The sequence below is a fragment of the Paenibacillus hebaui genome (assembly GCF_051934385.1).
Lineage (GTDB): Bacteria > Bacillota > Bacilli > Paenibacillales > Paenibacillaceae > Paenibacillus.
Genome location: NZ_CP196836.1, coordinates 1217278 through 1236623, shown reverse-complemented (window position 1 = coordinate 1236623; position 19346 = coordinate 1217278). Strand labels below are relative to the sequence as shown.

General features: G+C 49.2%; 13 protein-coding genes and 1 pseudogene. 6 read left to right on the top strand and 8 right to left on the bottom strand.

The window, feature by feature from the left end; all coding sequences use genetic code 11:
- The first annotated feature begins 83 nt into the window (after positions 1–83).
- Both ACR32F_RS05465 and ACR32F_RS05460 read left to right on the top strand, forming a co-directional pair.
- On the top strand, positions 84–1031 hold the full coding sequence (locus tag ACR32F_RS05465) for an iron-hydroxamate ABC transporter substrate-binding protein (protein WP_440116888.1): 948 nt from the start codon (positions 84–86) through the stop codon (positions 1029–1031).
- A gap of 162 nt (positions 1032–1193) precedes the next feature.
- Positions 1194–1301, top strand: a pseudogene (locus ACR32F_RS05460) (ATP-binding cassette domain-containing protein); the annotation flags it as partial.
- 47 nt (positions 1302–1348) lie between these two features.
- Here ACR32F_RS05460 and ACR32F_RS05455 read toward each other — a convergent pair.
- Entirely contained in the window at positions 1349–2920 is a 1572-nt protein-coding gene (locus ACR32F_RS05455; RefSeq protein WP_440116886.1) for an ATP-binding protein, read from the bottom strand.
- A gap of 558 nt (positions 2921–3478) precedes the next feature.
- On the bottom strand, positions 3479–4366 hold the full coding sequence (locus ACR32F_RS05450; protein ID WP_440116884.1) for a tyrosine-type recombinase/integrase: 888 nt from the start codon (positions 4364–4366) through the stop codon (positions 3479–3481).
- A gap of 156 nt (positions 4367–4522) precedes the next feature.
- On the opposite strand from ACR32F_RS05450, the gene ACR32F_RS05445 reads away from it, so the two are divergent.
- Positions 4523–4723, top strand: a complete 201-nt coding sequence (locus tag ACR32F_RS05445) for a cold-shock protein (protein ID WP_440116882.1) — start codon at positions 4523–4525, stop codon at positions 4721–4723.
- A gap of 150 nt (positions 4724–4873) precedes the next feature.
- On the top strand, positions 4874–5146 hold the full coding sequence (locus ACR32F_RS05440) for an HU family DNA-binding protein (protein ID WP_440116880.1): 273 nt from the start codon (positions 4874–4876) through the stop codon (positions 5144–5146).
- A 312-nt stretch (positions 5147–5458) separates the two neighbouring features.
- On the opposite strand, the gene ACR32F_RS05435 is transcribed toward ACR32F_RS05440, so the two are convergent.
- Positions 5459–6109, bottom strand: a complete 651-nt coding sequence (locus ACR32F_RS05435) for a Vat family streptogramin A O-acetyltransferase (RefSeq protein WP_440119697.1) — start codon at positions 6107–6109, stop codon at positions 5459–5461.
- Positions 6110–6352: 243 nt separating this feature from the next.
- A complete protein-coding gene (locus tag ACR32F_RS05430) occupies positions 6353–8746 on the bottom strand; it encodes a glycoside hydrolase family 95 protein (protein ID WP_440116878.1) in 2394 nt (797 codons plus the stop codon).
- Positions 8747–9045: 299 nt separating this feature from the next.
- On the opposite strand from ACR32F_RS05430, the gene ACR32F_RS05425 reads away from it, so the two are divergent.
- Together ACR32F_RS05425 and ACR32F_RS05420 are read left to right on the top strand one after the other, a co-directional pair.
- Positions 9046–9546 (top strand): MarR family winged helix-turn-helix transcriptional regulator, encoded by a 501-nt coding sequence (locus tag ACR32F_RS05425; RefSeq protein ID WP_440116876.1) that lies wholly within the window; start codon positions 9046–9048, stop codon positions 9544–9546.
- Positions 9547–9575: 29 nt separating this feature from the next.
- On the top strand, positions 9576–10517 hold the full coding sequence (locus ACR32F_RS05420) for an NADP-dependent oxidoreductase (RefSeq protein WP_440116874.1): 942 nt from the start codon (positions 9576–9578) through the stop codon (positions 10515–10517).
- A gap of 214 nt (positions 10518–10731) precedes the next feature.
- Here ACR32F_RS05420 and ACR32F_RS05415 read toward each other — a convergent pair whose 3' ends face one another.
- From ACR32F_RS05415 to ACR32F_RS05400, 4 genes are all read right to left on the bottom strand, one after another.
- On the bottom strand, positions 10732–10815 hold the full coding sequence (locus tag ACR32F_RS05415; protein ID WP_440119696.1) for a stalk domain-containing protein: 84 nt from the start codon (positions 10813–10815) through the stop codon (positions 10732–10734).
- Between the two features lie 25 nt (positions 10816–10840).
- Positions 10841–15229 (bottom strand): alpha/beta hydrolase fold domain-containing protein, encoded by a 4389-nt coding sequence (locus ACR32F_RS05410; RefSeq protein WP_440116872.1) that lies wholly within the window; start codon positions 15227–15229, stop codon positions 10841–10843.
- 31 nt (positions 15230–15260) lie between these two features.
- Entirely contained in the window at positions 15261–16811 is a 1551-nt protein-coding gene (locus ACR32F_RS05405; RefSeq protein WP_440116870.1) for an extracellular solute-binding protein, read from the bottom strand.
- A gap of 142 nt (positions 16812–16953) precedes the next feature.
- The gene (locus tag ACR32F_RS05400; protein ID WP_440116868.1) at positions 16954–19323 is read right to left on the bottom strand and encodes a DUF4962 domain-containing protein; all 2370 of its coding nucleotides are present in this window, start codon (positions 19321–19323) and stop codon (positions 16954–16956) included.
- Between the last annotated feature and the right edge of the window lie 23 nt (positions 19324–19346).

The window sequence follows — 19346 nt, the reverse complement described above, 5'->3', positions numbered from 1 at the left end:
CTTGAATTGCTTTCACCGTTATGCCTTACCTATACACAACAATAATGACATCCAAGAGATGTTCAAGGAGAATGTGACTACCCATGTTAAAGAAAAATCTTATACTTGTCATGAGCATCTGTCTGGTACTTGTGCTCACAGCTTGTGGAACTGCCAATAATTCATCCTCTGCCTCTGGCGGTTCCTCCACGGATGCTACAACCGAAAGTCAAGACAACAGCGCAAGTTCAGGAGAACAACGCATCGCCTCCATGTCCATCCATCTGACCAATGACCTGCTGTCTCTCGGTATTACTCCAGTTGGTTCGGTGATCGGCGGCGAAGCCAAAGCCTTTCTGTCCCATGTAGCCGATCGTCTTCAAAATACAACGCCGCTTGGTCCCGTCAAGGACCCCGATATGGAAGCACTGCTTGCCCTGAAACCGGACGTCATCTATCTGGACGAAGAATTCTCCGGCGATGACGTTGCCAAATTCGAGAAAATTGCTCCGGTGCATGTCTTCAATCTGGATGATGGCACATGGCGCGACCATCTAAAAGAGATTGGCAAGCTGGTGAATCGCGAGAAGCAAGCCGAGCAATACATTCAGGACTATGCATCCGAAACGGAAGAAGTGAAATCCCTGATCCATGACACCATTGGTGACGGCACCGTTATGGCCATCCGTGTTACCGCCAAAGAATTGCGTGTATTCAGTACACGCCGTCCAATGGGCCCTATTTTGTATGAAGATCTGGGTCTGACCCCAGCCAAAGGCATTAAGGACCTCGATACGTCCAAACCTTATCAAGTGGTCTCCCGTGAAGTACTGCCGGACTTTGATGCAGATGCCATCTTTGTTGTTGTGAATTCGGATGATGAGGCCCAAACCATGTTCAAAGAGCTGCAAAAAAATCCGATCTGGCAAGGGCTAAAAGCGGTCAAAGCAGGCCATGTGTACCCTATTGGCGCTCAACCTTGGCTGGATTATTCTTCGATTGGGAACAAAATGGCCATGGATGAAGCCAAAGAAATGTTCTCCAAAAAATAAAATGTCCCTGATACTCAACCTATAAAAAAACACCAAAAAACCTCTCTTTGTAGCCTGGAACAGAGTCCGTTATCACACTCTCTTCCACTCAAAGCAGAGGTTTTTTGTTCGTTGGTTCATCGTAAGGCGTAGTCGATTCGTTAGCGCTGGCGACCCACTACAACCGGAGCAGGCAAAACAACCATCATCAACTTGCTTCCGCGTTTCTACGAGATTACAGGTGGACGAATCACCATTGATGGGTGTGACATCTCAGAACTTGAGAAGAACCAGGGCGTTTATGTTTCTTTTGCTGGGTCAGTTATATGAGATATGAGTTAAGCACCCATAGGCAGATGAAGCGTAAACGTGGAGCCAACGCCCATTTCACTATAGACGGTGATTTTTCCGTTGTGGTCCTGGACGATTTTCTGGCAGAGTGCCAGTCCTAGCCCCGTGCCCTCTTCTTTAGTTGTATAAAATGGATTAAAGATCGTTGAAAGAGAATTCTCGGGAATGCCACTTCCCGTATCTGTAATCGAGATGACTGCCTTGTCCCCTTCATGCATCAAATCAATATGTACCTCACCGGGGTCTGTCATCGCTTCAAAAGCGTTTCGAATCAGATTAATCAACACCTGCACAATCTTATCCCGATCCATGTTCACAACGACTGGCTCACCAGTCATTTTAAGCGTAATACGATGCCCCCGTGATGCCGCATCTGACTCGGTCAAAGACATGACCCGCTCCAGGCACTGTCCCACCTGTTCCGGCTTCATATGGTTCGTATGTGGTTTGGAAAATTGTAAGAACTCGGCCGTGAGATCGGTTACCCGTGTTACCTCACCCATAATGACTTCATACCATGGAGCGATGTTGAATGCTTGTCCCCGGGACAATTGCAGGAATCCCCGAATCGCCGTAAGCGGATTGCGAATTTCATGCGCCATGCCAGCCGCCAGTTCTCCTACAGCCCGGAGCCTTTCAGAGCGGAAGACCTCTTCTTCATTTTTTAACCACTTGCTTCGCTGCTGTTGGAATAGCCTGTCCTCCGCAACTGTAATAAAATGCTGTAATGTCTCAGACATTCCTGGATATAGGGAGATGCTATAGGTCACTTGCAAGCCTCGCAATTCACCTGAAAGCAGTGAAGTCATCCGCTCTTCGACATCTTGTATCTCTGGAATAACGACGGCATAACGATCCCCTGCATATCGGGATATTCCGTACGCATCCGAAAACTGTCTCTCAATACTTTCGCCCGTGCTTTTGATGACGCTGCACCAGTTGTCTTCGACCTCTTTGTTAAACCCGTTGAAGTTCTGAATGTTTAGGATAATGAGCAAAAATGATCGCTGCTTGTCCGCAGTTTCTCTGAGTACATCCATATATCCTTCATAATTCAGCAGCCCGGTGAGCGGATCATGGACAGTGAGAAAATAGTTTTTCTCCCGAAGCTTGCGCTGCTCGACCTCACTGTTAATCAAGGTATGATAAAGAACAACAATGACAACTGAGGTTAACAAGTCAAATAAGGTGACCAGCAAAGCGTATGCATCTATAGGTACATAGGAAAGCCGAATCACCGTGTATTCCAACATGAGCAGTAGCGAAATGGGTAAGGTATGGGCTAAACGTTGTTTGTTCTGAATCATTGAGATAATGAGCATATAATACAGCATGTTGCACCAGTTCAGTTCACTGAAATAATGGAATATCCCGAGGAAGATCCATTGGATCTTTTGAAGCGCAGGATTCCACCTCTCTGCATAGATACTTGCTACAAATAGTGAACCCGCGATTATCGTTATCGCCAGATGGGGGGTAAGTCTAAGTACATAAGAGGACAGAATTACAAGCAGACATCCTAACGGGAAAATAACCATTTTCATCGTGTAACTCAGCAAACAGCCTCGCCCCCTTTGACATATTACTCACATCCAATACCTTATTCACATGTATTATATCGATTATGATTAGCTGATGTTGTCGATTAGTGGAGGCTCGTCAAATTCGCATGAATGTATAATTTATGAAGGCAATAGGACAAATGATTTAGTATTCAAGCGGAAAATACGACCATCTCCCAAACATATTGATTATCATTGTGGGGAGGTCAGCTCCAGCAACTGAGAGAAAAGCTGTCTACATTCTTCCGAACTAAAGAACAATTTTCCTTCATTGAAGCTTATTATAGTAAAGAACGGGGAATCATACGGGATATGGAGATATCATGCCGGGTCTGTTCGTCCATTCTGATCATAGCTCTGGCGATACAATTTTGGGGAAAGCATGATGGAACCTAGGTCATAATTACAATGAATTGCCGGAGAATAAGACAAAACGGAGTGGTATGTAAGCAGCTCGCAGATCATCAATAAGCCCTGATCCGCTTACAGCGAGTCAGAGCTTGATTCAATGATATATTGGCAAACCTTGAGTATCCATTCGTCTCCACCGTTCGTTCACAGATTCATATTTAACCCTTTGACATAAATCATCGTAGTATCCGGGTTTGTGTGCCCCATCATTTCCGCCAAACGATGCAGTGGTGTGCTCTCCGCCATAGCGTATCCGAATCGATGACGCAGATCATGTGAGCTTAGTCCTTCGAGTCCAGCAGCCATCATATATTTTTTGATCAAATGACGCAACGCCCTCTCGGTTAAACGATCACTGGTTTTTTCAGAAGGAAACAGATAAGGACTATTAGGAATAAGGACTGCCATATATTTCTCTAATATAGCCATACACGTCAGGTTCAGTGGTACTTTCCGCTGCAAGTTTCGTTTATCGGCTCGTACTACCAGTTCTCCGCCTCGTGCTCCCATTTCAATATCTTGGGGAGCAAGGTTGCAGATCTCCATCGTTCGCAGACCTGTATGAAACATCACGGTAAGAATCGTCTGATCCCGGAGTGAGTTGCCATTCTCGATCGCAGAGAGGAATGAGCTTACTTCCTTCGTTGTCATTCGGCGAGGGCTTACCTTATCTTCGGGAATGAACTTCAAGGGTTTGGAAGGATCACTACTGATTATGGATTGCGAGGCAGCCCACTTGAAGAAACGTTTCAGTGTAATCAATCTGCGGTTGATTGTAGCTGGCTTCAATTGCATGACGTTATATGCATCTTCCCGATAACGTACTAAAGTCGATGTAGCCACGTCTTCAATTTGAAACATATTCTCTCTCTCCAAGGTATCGCTTCCCTTGTACCACTCCACAAAATGCTTCATATCACTTGCATATTGCTTTAATGTTTTGGGATTCAAATCTTCCCGAATCATAAGCATATATATGAATTCCTGAACCACCATTTCCCCGTGTACCGATATACCAGATGCCTCATTCAATGAAAAAACCTCCAATTCTTGACTTATATTAGCGGACATGGTATTATCATATTAATCGATACATTAGCGGACATCAAATCTGCACATGATGAGACTTAATTCTTATTAACACTCATCAAAATGATCGTTAAAAAACTTATTTTTTGGAGGAATCACATGCAAACAGGTACAGTGAAATGGTTTAACGCGGACAAAGGATTTGGTTTTATCGAAACTGAAGAAGGAACAGACGTATTCGTTCATTTCAGTGCAATTCAAGGTGAAGGTTACAAATCTTTGGACGAAGGACAACGCGTCCAATTCGAAGTAACTCAAGGTAACCGTGGACCACAAGCTGAGAACGTTACTAAAGTTTAATTATAATAAAGCTGCCTTATAAGGCAGCTTTTTGTTTATTTAGCGTCATCCGTAACGATTTAGATGAATCTGGTACTTCAACCGACGTGATATGTGGTAACATTTTCTTGGTCAACATATAATACAAATAACCAAAGCGAGGTATTACAAATGGATAAAGAACAATTGATAGCAGAAGTAGCCAAAACTGGTGGATTCTCAAAAAAGAATGCCGAAAAAGCCGTAACGGTTGTCCTTGATTCTATTTTTGAAGCCCTAAAAGAAGGTAAAGAAGTTCAGCTGGTTGGATTCGGGAAATTCGAAGTGCGTGATCGTGAGGCACGTACGGGGAAAAGCCGGAGAACAGGCCAGGAAATACAACTGCCAGCAGGTAAAGTTCCTGTATTCACAGCAGGATTAACAATGAAAGAAGCTCTAAATTAAAACAGCAACAACACGATTAGAAAGAAGGTTTTTATTCAAACATATAACGATAATCTAGATGCAAATGTCGTGTTTTCTACGGTTGATGATATCATTAACTTTTATTCCGGTAAGCATAATAACGCGGAAGAACACACTCACTCAAATCCCCCAACAACAGAGTCTCAACAGACGCTACAACCACCCACTCGCTAAACGAACCTTTCATCTTGGACAATAAGAAGCCCTGTTCCGCTCAAAACGGTCCAGGGCTTAATTTGTGCTGGCCCCGTCAGGAACCAGCCGTTACCTCGCATTCTTTTCAAACCTATCCTACTTGCTGTTTAGAAGTTCACGTAATGTCTGCAGATCATATGTAGAGACAAGCCGTTCCAAATGAGTGTCCAGCCATAGCTCATCCTGATCCCACCACTTCAGCTCCAGCAGCATGACAATCGTTTCATCATCGAAGCGCTTTTTGATTGGCTTGGCCGGATTGCCACCCACAATGGTATAAGGCTCGATATCCTTAATGACCGTCGAATTGGAAGCAACAATGGCACCGTCTCCGATGGTGACACCCGGCATGATCGTTACATTTTGCCCAAGCCAGACATCGTTACCCAGAACCGTATCCCCCTTATATGGGAGCTGTTCCAGCGTGGGTGTCACTTTCTCCCACCCTCCACCGAAAATATTGAATGGATAGGTCGTCATGCCCTCCATCCGGTGGTTCGCGCCATTCATAATGAATGTCACACCTTCCGCGATCGCACAGAACTTGCCGATTACGAGGCGATCACCAATAAAATCATAATGATGCTGAATCCGATCATAGAATTGCTCTGGCGGATTCGTGTTATCGCTGTAGTACGTGTAGTCCCCAACGTCCACATTGGCGCGTGGCGGCAGATTTTGAATATAACAGACCGTGCGAATATTCTCGTTTGGGAAAAGTTTTGTTTTATCAGGAGCCATATCTATTCCCTCCTTTTCCACCATTGTAACAGATATTAAACCTTGAGCGGACTTAACGAGGTCTGAAGCTCTGTCGAGATTTTTAACCGGAAATGAAAGTGTAAACGTCAAAGTTCAGCTAACACTACATATTGGAACATTGAAGAGATAAAAAGAAAGTCACACCTTTCCCGGTTATACGGAAAGGGTGTGACTCGTGATACGTTTTGGAGAAGATTAGAAAAAGATTAGGACTCTTATTACGTATTCCTACTTCGTTTCAAGTATGATCCGATATCGCTCACCAGGAGAGGTCTCAAAATGATATACCCCTGTTTCCTGATTTGTTGAATCCAGCCCAACGTTGGAGCCATTGGCCGCGATGATGCTGAATGAGCGTGACCCGTGAATTCGGAGAGTACATGTCCCCCCTTGCTCAGACAGAACTTCCGCCTCCGTCAGCTGGCCTTCTGCCCAATGAATGTTGACTTCGAATCCGCCTCTGGCTCGTAGTCCTTTCACATAACCTTCCGGCCAGATATCTGGCAATGCGGGAAGCAGTTCCAACTGCTCCTGATGGGATTGCAGCAGCATCTCAGCAATGCCCGCCGTTGCAGCAAAGTTGCCATCAATTTGGAATGGTGGATGGGCATCAAACAGATTCGGGTACACCCCGCCCCTCTGGGATGTTTCATCATTCTCCCTCACCAGATTGAGCAAGTTGTGGATCAGCCGGAGCGAACGGTTTCCATCACGGAAACGTGCCCACAACCCAATCTTCCAGCCCAGACTCCAGCCTGTTCCGCCATCTCCGCGTCGTTCCAATGAACGCTGAGCAGCCTGAAACAGCTCCGGCGTCTTCTCTGCGGTCAGCTGGCGACCGGGAAATACGCCGAACAGATGGGATACATGACGATGATGTACATCCTCATCTTCAAAATCCTGCGACCATTCCTGTAATTGACCATGGCTGCCAATCTGCAGAGGCAGCAAGCGCTCTCGGGCATTGAACAGTTCTTTACGGAAATCCTCATCAATCTCCAAAACAGTAGCGGCCTCTATACAATTTGTGAACACATCCCATAATAACTCCAGATCCATAGAAGAAGCTGCACTGATGGCTGCCATGCCCTGTGCAGTACGGAATTTGTGTTCCGGGGAAGTAGCAGGAGCCGTGATCAGATTCCCACGATCATCCTCATGGAGCCAATCCAATCCGAACCGTGCCGCTTCTTTCATGATGGGATAGGCCTGCTCACGCAAATAAAGTTCATCCCGCCCAAAGGCGTAATGCTCCCACAGATGTTGGGCAAGCCATACTCCACCCATCGGCCACATCACCCAAATCGGATCGCCATCACCAAAGTCGCCGACGGGACAGGTCTGCGCCCAGATATCCGTATTATGGTGGGCTGTCCATCCGCGTGCGCCGTAATTGACTGCCGCTGTGGTCTTCCCGTTGTCCGCCAGATGCCCGATCAGGGTAAGCAGCGGTTCGTGGCATTCCGCCAGATTACTGGTCTCCGCAGGCCAATAGTTCATCTCGGCGTTAATATTTAGGGTCCAGTTGCTGCTCCATGGCGCACGCGTTTCCTTGTTCCATATGCCTTGCAGATTCGCCGGTTGCGAGCCAGGACGCGAACTTGCGATTAACAGGTAGCGCCCATACTGGAACAATAGCTCAACCAGCCCCCGGTCACGGCTGCCATATTGTTCAATCCGCTGATCTGTGGACAGCTCATCCGACGCGCGCTCTCCCTTGAGATGCAGTTCAACGCGATGATACAAGCGCTGGTAATCCTCCACATGAGCTTGACGCAGCGTTGCATAGTCCTGCGAAGAAGCCTGACGAATCGTTTCCAGTGTAATTGGAGACGGGTCTCGTCCCTCTTTTCCCGGTGAACGATCAAAGCCGCTGAAGCTGGTTGCCGCACTCACCCACATCGTAGCCGCCGTTGCACCGGTTACATGGAGCCCGCTCGCGTCCACCTGACTGCTGCCTCCCTCCAGAGCGACATGAATTCTTGCTTCAAACGACATCGCCTCCGTTTGCCCTTCTTCTCCATACACAATCGGCTGATCCACCCGGGTGTAGGATGGGGCAACATGCTCGGGAGCAATGCCTCGGAGAACGGATTGTCCTTCGGACACGGAAAGGGACGCCCTCAACGGGCTATCCATTTGCGCCCGGAAGCTAAGCAGACCTGGAACACTTGAAGTCAATCGGATCACAATGACCTGATGCGGATACGAAGCAAATATCTCACGCGTGTATTCCGTCTCACCAATCAGGTAGGACGTGCGCGCAATCGCTTTATTCAGATCCAACTCCCTGCTATACGAATGGTAGGAATCCCCATGCTCCATACGAAGATGCAGATTCCCAAGCGGCAGATAGGATTGAGTATAGGCACCCATCATTTGTTTACTCAATGCATCAGCCTCGACATAACGCTGCTCCTGAATGAGTTTTCGAATCTCGGGCAATCGGTTCTTCGCTTCTGCATTATTACTGTCACGCGGGAAGCCGGACCATAAAGTGTCCTCATTCAATGCGATCATCTCTTGTTCTACTCTACCGTATACCATGCCGCCAAGTCTGCCATTTCCGACTGGAAGCGCTTCCGTCCAAACCTGTGCGGGTTTGGTATATTGAAGTTTCATTGGGGTGTTTCCTCCTTAAATTACCGTTATCGGTGATCTGCTATGTATTATATCTTATTTGCCAGGAGATTGAAGTAGATAATCCATCTTTTATTGTGGATGCAGGAATTATTCAGAAATCACAACCTTGATCATTTCTTCTCGGTTTCTAGTAGAATGCACTTCGTGTTCTCCGTAAATGTGTAAGAACGTCCTTGGGTCTGGGAATTTGTTGACTCCAAATTATATGTTGCCAACCATATATTTATAGTGATATATTTATGTTGCCGACAACACAAATAAGAAAGTTGAGGTCTACCATGACAGCTAATGAAGAATTTCAAGGACATCGTGAACATCCGACATCGAGTAATAAAGATGAATTCAGTGCAGTAGATACCTACCCGATCAGCTTTAGCATTTTCGCTTTGGCACGCTCACACAAGGGTCTCGCTGCGCAATTGATTCGGGATACTGGCCTTTTCCCGGGGCAAGAGATCATGCTGATGCAACTGTACACGCAGGATCATCAATCGCAGAACTCTCTTGGCCGAACACTTCGTCTCGATCATTCAACGGTAGCCAAGTCTGTCCGCCGTCTGGAAGATGCCGGTCTCGTTACACGCAGCCGCTCCAAGGAAGATGGACGGGTCACGATTGTGTCCCTGACTGAAGCCGGACATGCTCTGGAAGATCAAGTGAATGCAGCCTGGGCACGGGTAGAGCAGATCACGACTGAAGGACTTTCAGACGAAGAAAAAAACTTATTGCTTTCCCTTTCGCAAAAAATTGCTTCACAGATTGATTCATCCTTATCTTAAATTTCCTTAACGATTGGAGAGTATAAACCATGCGTACAGCTAAAATGAGCGCTATTCAAGTCCATCAATATGGTGGTCCGGAGGTATTACAGTTTGAACAGAATGTTAATCTCCCTCAGCCACTTGCGGGTGAAGTTCTCGTCCGCATTCAATATGCAGGTGCCATTCCGCTGGATTGGAAAATTCGTAATGGATGGTTACAGAATGTATTTGTAAAAAGCCTGCCTTACACCCCCGGAACAGCCATGTCTGGCATCGTTGAATCTGTGGGCGATGAAGTAGATACATTTCAACCGGGAGATCACGTTTTTGGTAATGTGAGTGGAAGTTACGCGGAGTTCGGTATAGCTCCAGCTCAGGATCTGGTTCATATGCCGGACAGCTTAAGTTTCGAAGATGCAGCAACTATCAAAGGCGGAGCCGAGTCCGCATGGAAAGTGCTGTTCACCGAAGGGGAACTGGAAGCCGGGCAAACGGTGCTCATCCATGCTGCTGCGGGAGGTGTAGGACAATACGCCGTTCAACTGGCTAAATGGAAAGGTGCCCACGTTATTGCTACAGCTTCAGGGGCCAATGTTGATTTTGTTGCCTCGCTGGGTGCTGATCAGGTGATCGATTACAAAACATCCGTGTTCGAAGAACTGGTCAGCAACGTTGATCTCGTCGTTGAAGCTGTGGGTGGAGATATTGAAGACCGTTCATGGAGCGTTCTGAAACGCGGAGGTAAACTGGTATCCTTGACTCAATTACCTTCCTATGAAAAAGCTGAACAGTACGGAGTTACTGCCAAGTTCAATTCGAAATTCCCTACGTCAGAGGACCTGTACACGATTGCCGAGCTTATGGCTAACGGTACTATCCGTTCGGAGATCGACTCGATCTTCCCCTTAAGTGCAGCGGATCAGGCGCATGCCAAAAGTGAGTCCAGACATGGGCGAGGCAGGATTTTGCTGGACGTGCGATCTGTCTGATTGCCCTCACTGGATACATGGACGAAATTTAGATGATGATCTGGAACATGTGGAATAAGCAGACCAAAAAGGGATTCGATGTAACCATCGAATCCCTCGTTTTCTGTAAAACCACTACGTTTAAAACAACTACGTTCCACAGGAGATACTTCTTATTTGGATGTAAGACTTCTTGTGCAGCCGTTTGATCCCAATCCACTGTAAGTCCCAGTCCTTAAGAGATAAAACGTACCGGCACAAGTGTGCGACTGTTTTGGATCATGGCTGGTGCATCACTTTCAAGTGTCTCACCATTCACTGTTGCCGTGCTGCTTTTCCGAATTTTACAACTCCGTTACCGTCACACCCGCCGCCTTGTAATAATCCTCATTCAAGTTACTCAGTATATTGTCCTTCAGCAAAATGCCAACCCCGGCGAAGAGTCCGATTCCGTTCGCGTTACCTTCGATTCGGTTATTTCCTATCCACACATTCTCGGGGTCCCCTTCGCCGATATTGCCCGCTCCGGCATCGCCTTTGTCACGCTCAAGCCGCACGCCCCAATAACCGCTGGCGGTATTGCTTCGAATCACATTGCCGCGAATCATCGTACCCGGTCCGTTCAACACTTTGATCCCTGCTGCCTCTGCAATCGTGGTGGTATTCTCTATGAGGTTATCCTCGATTAGGGTATCAGGGGTGCCCATGGTCACCGAAATGCCGATTCGGCTGTTCGTGATTGTGTTGTCATGAATGTAGTTTCCTTTGCCTGACTTGCTGTGGTTGCTGGGCGCTGAACCCCCTGTATTACCGAGTCCAACCCCTGCGCCTGTCAGCACATCCGTAATAACATTTCCGGAGATTTCATTCAAATACTCCAGTTCACCATGAAGATCGATGGCATCCAGCTTTGTTCCGTTAAACGTATTGCCACGCAGCACGTTGTTGTGGGCGACAAACTGGATCAGTGCCCCATGTCTGAGATAAGGACCCTCAAACGTACTGTCCTCCACCACATTCCATAACGTATCATTGTCAAAGCCGAGCCGATCGGTCTTGGCCGTTCCCTGAATGGAAATCCCGTAGCCTGAGCCTCCAGGGCCCAGGTCTGTTGCATTGCGGAATGATGCATGCTTCACAACAACATCGCGACTATGCTCAATGCGGATAGCCATTCGTTTGAATTTCTCCACAATCACGCCGTCGATTGTAATGTCATACGATGGAGCCTCACCATAGTTGGCGATGTGAATCATGCTATCCGGCCCGCCTGCGGAGGGATTATTGGATTGGTGATCGGTTGTGTAGCTGCCAGACCAGGATGAAGTTAGGGTCATGTTGGATACAAGAATGCTATGCTGGGCCGATGCTTTCAGAACGGCACTTCCCGTCACTTGATCCAGCGATGTCTTGAGCACGGTTCCTTCACGGCTCTCACCTCTCAGATTCACCCCGGATATGAGCATCAGATTGGTGGTTCCATCCGGCCCGGATAACAAATTGTACACTCCATCGGGTAAAAACACTTCATCACCGACGTTGGCCTCGTCCATGGCGGCCTGTATTGCAGGTCGGTCATCACTCGTATTGTCAGCCGGATCTGCTCCATAATCCCGTACATCAATTGTACGTCCATTCACGGCATGTGGAGAATGGACAACATGTGGTGTGCCATCTGTTTCCGTCAGACCTGGAGCGATAAATGGCATCGTTCCCTCAGGTGGTTGTGGGACGATGTATGGAATCAGGGCAACAGGCGTTCCTCCCCCTGCAAAAGGGGCATACAGATGCACATCGGTCAAACTCGTATAAATACTAGCATCGGAATTGCCATGCCCGGTGATCCGTACATAACGTGCAGAAGTGTCCGGGATATCAAACGCCTGCATTTCTGTTGTATCCCCACTGCTTTCTCCGCTAAACACCTGAGTCCAATGATCACCGTCCACAGACGTTTCCATCTCAAATAAGGTCTTCCGGACATCCCCTTTGTAAAAACCGATCCCAACATAGCCCACTTGCTGTGCTTGCCCCAGATCAAATGTGATCCATTGCCCCTCTCCTGCAACAGACCAGCGTGTATAGCTGTTATTGTCGATGGTATTGGTCGCCAGATTGCCGTCACTGCCGCTTGCCGAGACGGAAGCCACAGGCAGGGACGATACCGGAACCGCAAGGGTGGTTATATCGGTTGATAGAGCACTACTGACATTGCCCGCCTCATCAATCACCCTCACTTGGAATGTATACGGCGTTCCGGCTGCAAGTCCGCTGTCCCGGAATGACTGCTTACCTTGTTCGGCCAGCAGAACTCCATTCCGATAGATCCGATAGGCAGATACACCCGTATCATCGCTAGCCGTAGGCCATCTCAGTTCCGCAAAATCCGTTCCCCAGTTGCGAATATCCAGCTCGGCTCCCGGCTCCCACTCCGGTGACAGCGTATCACTGCCCTCTTCGACTAAAGCAATAACAGATAACTGTGGACGCGGATTGCTCGTTCCGTTGGCTTCCTTGGTATATACGTTCATGGAGACGCCTGTTGATCCTGCATCCGCGAGCAGAAATGCCACCTTCCCGCCATCTGGACGACTTTTCACATAATCGGTTACATCCACTTCATAGACTGCCGGGCTTCCATTACGATCTGCCGTGACCTGGAATGTGCCAAGCAGCGAATTTTCGCTGAGACTTTGGACTGGGGCATTCGACCAGGTTAACGATGATTCGCTCCAATCCGTCGCATCCAAGCCATATAGAGACAACTCCGTGTCGATATTCGATGTGCCTTTCTTCGCGGCAACCTTTAGTCGATAACGTTCTCCTTCGGGCTCATTTCCGGTCATATCAAACTTGAGATACACATACTTCTTGGTGGACGAAGTGGAAGAAATGCTGAGCAATCCAGTGCTGGAACCCGTAGCCTGATTGAAATTCAGATCAGGCTTGCCGCTGTCAATCGCTGCATCGTCGCTTGGCAGCTTGCTGGCTATCACTTTCTCAATCCTCGGCGGATCTTCTTCATCTTCTTTCTCGCCAGATGTAGTGTCTTCCCGATCACTTTTGAATATAATCGGCTCGGTTACGACCCGGTTCTTCACATGCTCATCAAGAAACGCCCACGCCTCCGCATTGGCAATCTCGGAAGCCGTTCCCGTAAATCCGTGGCCCTGACCGGGTACGATTTTCAGATCCACAATCGGGACACCCGCGGATTGAAGCTGCCCCGCAAAAGTAACGCTGTCCGTGTAGGGAATGGTGGCGTCAGCATCCCCGTGCCGAATCCAGAACGGCGGATCATCTGGTGAAGCGTACGTGCCCGGCATCGCAAGTCTGGCCTGTTCCGGTACATCGAATGCGCGATGCCCGCCAAGCAGAGCCGTAACCGAGCTATAGTTATTGGCAAATGTCGTCGTAAAATCAGCGGGTCCGTACCAGTCGGCAACCGCCTGCACTTTGTCCGAATATTCAGGCCAGCCGCCAGAACCTTCGAGATCAGGTACCTCTACTGTCGCTCCTGTATCGAGCACAACGGGATCGCCAGCGACCAAGTCCCCTGTGGTCCCGAGTAATGCAGCCAGGTGACCGCCCGCAGATGATCCCCAGACGCCGATACGACTTGGGTCCAGATTGTACTGTGGTGCATTAGCCCGCAAATATCGGATAGCGAGCTTTACGTCCTGAATCTGAGCAGGGAAAGGTGCCTCAGGCGTTAGCCGGTAGTCCAGAGATACACCGATGTAACCGCGTTTGAGTACATAATTGCATATGGAGTTCAATGCCTGCTTCCGATCCCCGTGGTTCCATCCACCTCCGTGGATATAAACCATGACCGGCATCGGTTCAGCTGCCGCTGTCTCGGGAACGGCAATGGATGAATACATCGCCCGCCCACCACGGGCAATGGATGAATACATCGCCCGCCCACCAGCCATGCCAATCTCTACATCCTCGTATAAAGTCACTCCCTGCGGTGGCGTAAATTCAGTATTCTCTTCTCCAGGCAGTACTGGGGATGGGGCAGGCGTTATGCCGGGAATGGGCTGACCGTAAATGGCTACATTGTCGATATACATGTTGGCCTGCATGGCATCTCCTGTCCGAAATCGAATGTTCACTGTGCTGTTGTTGTTCGCTTCTGAACCCAGCGTCCAGCTTTTTAAGGTATTGCCTTCCTTATTTTTCACATCCGGAGTGCCTGGAGGAAGTTCAAACGTCTCTAGCGTTGTCCAGGAAATGCCTCCGTCCTTCGACCATTCGACAATGATGCTTCCGCTTATATAGGACGAAGCACGCGTGTAGTAGCTTAGTCGGATATTTCCATATCCAGTTAGATCAAGCGGCAGCGCGAGTGCATCGGTACCGTCCATCTTGATCATGTTGGGCAGCGAGGGTGCGGTTGTGGATGATGACGTTTTGGCCTTGCTCCCTCCCGCCCCTTCCTGAAGCCAGGGAGCTCTCAGTGCAATTCCACCCGTAGAGCCAAAATGGTCCGGGTCATCAAAGTTTTCTGCATAAATCTCCATCTCTGGACCCTCGGGGTCTGGGACATTTCCTTCCTGCGCAGCATTTAAAACAGAATGAGGAACATCGTCTTCCATCGCCTGGGCTTGATGCACAGGGACGGCGGTACCGCTAATGAGTATGAAAGACATGGCAACAAGTACAGCCCGCTTCGTCCACGTTTTGAACAAGTCCTTCACTTGTATCCCCTCCGTATTCACCTGACTCACTGCACTGGTTCCCTTCATTCTGCTATTCTAGTTAGCGGCGCGGGGACGATACGCCTTCTCCGTTCTTGAATTTCTCCGTGGCTTCCTCAATGGCTTGATCACCACCTTTGGCTTTCCATTCCTCAACCACTTTCGGCCAATCGGAGATCGGCTCCTTCCCATAAACCATCTTGATCATGTGTGTAAGCAATACTTGAGGAGGTGTATCCGAATTGGGAGCAATATCGGGATTCTGTACAAATGCTTCCAAACGCGGATCAAAGTTGATGCCATCCCGGCCTTCTTTGGCTAAAATGGTATCGTAAATATTCATCAGCTTTCTGCCTTCTTCTGTCAGCGATAACGAGCCTTTGTTGTATGTCGTGTCCTGTACGAACCATAAGAATGACTGACGGTAACGCTCTTCGTCCACACCAGTAGAGTCCGTTGGAGCTGTGTATGAAATCACACCATTATCCTCGGTGTAGGTCTCTCCTTCCGTGCCGTACGTGAAAAATTTCTCCGCTTCATCGGACACCATCCAGTTAAAAAAACGGATAATGGAAGCCGGATCAGCCGCATCCTTATTAATAAAGTAGGCACGTGTCACCGGACCGTACAGATAATAACCGCCCTTTCCGTCGGGACCAACAGGGGAAGGGATAATTTCGATTTTGGCATCGGGAACCGACGCTTTAATCTGTTTCTCCCATTGGATCAGTTCGTTGGCATTCATGGACCACATGCCCGCCTTGCCGGAGAGAATCGTATTTTTGAATACGGTGGAATTGATGGTCGCGAACTCTTTGTTAATCAGCCCTTCCTCATACATCGTCTTATAGACAGTCAGAGCTTGCTGCATATTCTCATTATCCATAAATTTCGGTACAATCTGATCGCCCTGCTGCTCCATCATGGACAGGAACTGCTGCACGTCATAGGCGCCAAAAAAGGTATCTGCATATTTGAAATCTTCCCGCCCCATATACGGGTTCTCCACACCGAGTTTCTTAAAGGCGCGCAGAACTTCCAATGTTTCCTCCACCGTGGTAGGCACCGGCAGTCCGGTTTGATCCAGTAAATCCTTCCGAATCCAGGTAGCCCGTCTGGACGGATTGGATAAATATTCGGGGATGGCATAGATCTGGCCGTCATGGGTCACCTGGTCCCAGGCTTCCTTTGGTACGGCTTTGAGCAAATCCTGCCCGTATTGCTGCAACAGTTCATCCAGCGGCTGGAATACTCCAGCTTCGACTGATCCGGCCATCTCTTTGCCGTTAACGCCTCCGTCACCCTGCACCACATCAGGAATATCGTTGGTGGCAAACATCTGGACCATTTTCTGCTCATATTCCTTATGAGGCACCAGGATGATTTTCAGATCGGTATGGGTCAGATCCTCCAGCTTTTTCACCCATTTATCCTGGTTGATGTCTGGCGATTTCTCCACATACGTATACGCCAGCGTACGCAGTGACATAGAGAACCTCGTCTTGCCGTCTCCCCCATTCTCACCGGATTCCGCCCCGCCTCCCTTGCTGCATCCCGCCATGACGGTTGCCGCCAGCAATAGCGCCATGCCTGTGACCATCCACTTTTTCATGCTACCCCTCTTTTCATCCTGTTTTAGGTTTAGGTACCACTTATCAGTGAAGCGCTTTCATATAGATGGTAAAACATCCCCACCGCCTGCAACAATGGGGATGTTTTAGATGAGATTGCGTTTTCTTTAGGTCACCACTTATCTAGTACGTCTTAGATACCTCGATCTTCTTTGTTACACCGTTGTCGGTAAAATAGAGATGGATGCCATGATCCTGGTCATCGATGAAATAGGGTACATACTTCGGCTCCTCGATCTTGTACGGTACAAGTAGAGTCACAATCCTGTGGCTTGAGGCTGGCCGGGTTTCCGCGCTTAGATGATAATGTCTTTCCAGCCCTTCATACTCTGCCGGGTCGACCTCTGCGAATTGATCCGTCTGGCTGAGCGACAGCTCACCGGAGGAAGCATAGACAAATGTCCCCTCTAACCCTGCCTTATTACCGTTTAGACGGAAGCTCTGCCCTTTCAGTTGTAGCGGGTGCAGCGCATGGAACAGCCATTGGATGCTATCCGGCTTCTCCAGATCAATGTGGTCCACAATGACGAAGTAGGATGATTGCAGAAAATGGATCTCCCGTACAACACGTTTCACATGGGGTACGGTGCTGGCATAGGCATCGGTCGCTACAGCGCGCACATAACCATCGCCGTCCCGCCAATAGGCTTCTTCAATCTGTCCGGTCGCGGACATATTCAGCACCTTGTTATTCTCGGCATACTGTCCTGCTCCGCCAATCAGCAGATTGTTTTTGGAGCGTGTCTGCCTGCGCCATTCCCGGTGAAAGGAGCTGCCGTGCGCGATATAATAACCGGTATCCGCGGCGAGCGGCTCACCGAATGCATGCAGAGTGAAGCTGTTCTGATCCGCATGGCTATGGCTGATGGAACCGTAACGGCTCGACTTGAGCAGCAGCATCATATGCTCATCCGGATCATCCATCCGGTGATGCATGGCTACCCAGCCCACATCCCGGAACCACTTGAGCGGCTCGATGTCTACGGGTGACTCTTCCTCCACCTGCGGATAATCATGGCGGTATACCAAGTCATCAAAGTGAAAGTCCCACCACCCGTAGTTATAAAAAGCACCCTCTGTCCCCGGGTCTGATTGACGCACACGCTCAAAGTACCACTGGTACCAGCGGTTGCCTGTAACCCCCGCCAGTTGGCGGACAAGATAGCCTGTTTTCAAGTTTACCGGGTCACCCAGCGTAGACTGATCCCCGAAGCTAGCGCGCCGCGCATCGGGCGGGTACACATAGAGCGGAAAATCCCCGGTTCGCTGGAAAAACGGCCGACGGAAGAAGTCGATGCCTGCATAGTTTCGCAACAGATTCATCGCTTCGGTCACATAGGCCATGCCTGTTGTCCAATACATCGGACCCTCGGCCCAACCCCCATCACTTCCACCCCAAGGGGAGTACAGACAGGCATAATAATCGATCGCATAATCCAGCCACGCTGCAGCCTGCTGCTCCTCATGCAACAAGGCCATACAGCAGGGCACAAGCACCGAAGATAAGGAACGCACCGCATGGCTGTCATACGGCACATGATGGATCTTCGAGCGAACCATCACATGCTGGGCTATCTGCTCTGTCCGCCGCAGCAAACTGCGCCTAACCACATCCTGCTCTTCACTATTCAACTCATCATGCAGCCAGTCATAACCCCAAGCAAGCGCGGCGGCGACACGAAAGGCTGCCTCATCGTTATAATCACGGGATGTCGTTCCCTCCGTATCCCAGGCCGCCACATGTAACAGCCAGGTTTTGGCCGCTTCAAGCAGCCGTTCGTCACGAAGCACTCGGCCAGCGATGCTCAAATGACGAATCGCATATAACACTTCCTGACAGTCAATGTACATTTGCCTCCACAACGTAGCGACACGTTTGTTCTCCGGGTAAGGCAGCGGTTCACGGATCGGCTCACGATTTGCCCACGGCTCCACCGAATTTGCCATAAACGCATCCCAGCCGCAATACGTGGAATCGGACGCGATGCCATCTGCAAGTGCCTTTAGCCCACTCTCACCAAGCCACAGCCTTGGGTGAGACGTGTCCGTGGAAACGTACCGTTCTGCCCGAGAAGGCAGCGGGCTCTCGGGTAATCCCGCTGACACCGTAAACCGCCGAGTCTCACTCCATGCCGACATTTCCTGCTGTTTCCCCAGCACGGCGTCCACTTCGGTTTCGCTTCCTTGCAGTACTGGATGATCTACAAGCAGCGCATATCTCCAATAATAATTGCCCGGTTCTAATACCCGGTCTGGCGTGAAAAAGTTATACGGGAGCGGCGCAAAGGTCAGCGTCTCTGCTTCCTGAAAAGTAGGGCTCGCCGACACTTGCAGCAGATAGGCATTCTCATCCTCCTGCTGTGCCGCCATCCAGGTAAACCTCGGCGGATTCTCTGCCAGAACGGTATGTTCGTCAGGCGCATAGTCCACATGGAACGGCCCGCTGATGGGTTGGTACAACGATCTTTCTGCAAGCTTCCGCTTCACTTCCATCGTCTTGTCCCCTCCTTATCGCA